The 452-nt window shown below is 31.6% G+C and carries 1 pseudogene; it reads left to right on the plus strand.

From position 1 onward, the window contains the following. Positions 1 to 209: 209 nt before the first annotated feature. Positions 210 to 452 (plus strand): annotated as a pseudogene (locus tag AB674_RS21740) (peptidase M61); the annotation flags it as partial.

The raw sequence follows: 452 nt of genomic DNA on the forward strand, positions 1-452 counted from the left end.
CCTGATGCTGAACTTGTTATTATTGACAATATGAATCATATTTTCAAAGAAATTATGGGTGATGATACCGAAAACATGAAATCCTATACCAATCCTGATTTACCGGTATCGACAAAATTAACTAACACCATTACTGTCTTTATTAAATCATTATAAACTGTAACAATAGCAGGGTTTAAATGACTTATAACAAAAATAAAACGAACAAAATGAAACGAATACTTTTTTCCCTTGCTTTAGCTTCAATTCTTTGGAGCTGTAAAACGGCAAGTACTTCTATTACTAATGCTTCAAAACAAGAAGTTCAGGTTGCAATCAATCTAAATGATATAAAAAATGACAAGGTGATGGTAACCGTAAATGCGCCATCAATTTCTACTGATGAAATTACGTATCATATTCCAAAAACAGTTCCAGGAACGTATTCTGAAGACAACTACGGTAGATACATT

The organism is Flavobacterium sp. ABG (genome assembly GCF_001027725.1).
Classification (GTDB): domain Bacteria; phylum Bacteroidota; class Bacteroidia; order Flavobacteriales; family Flavobacteriaceae; genus Flavobacterium; species Flavobacterium cupriresistens.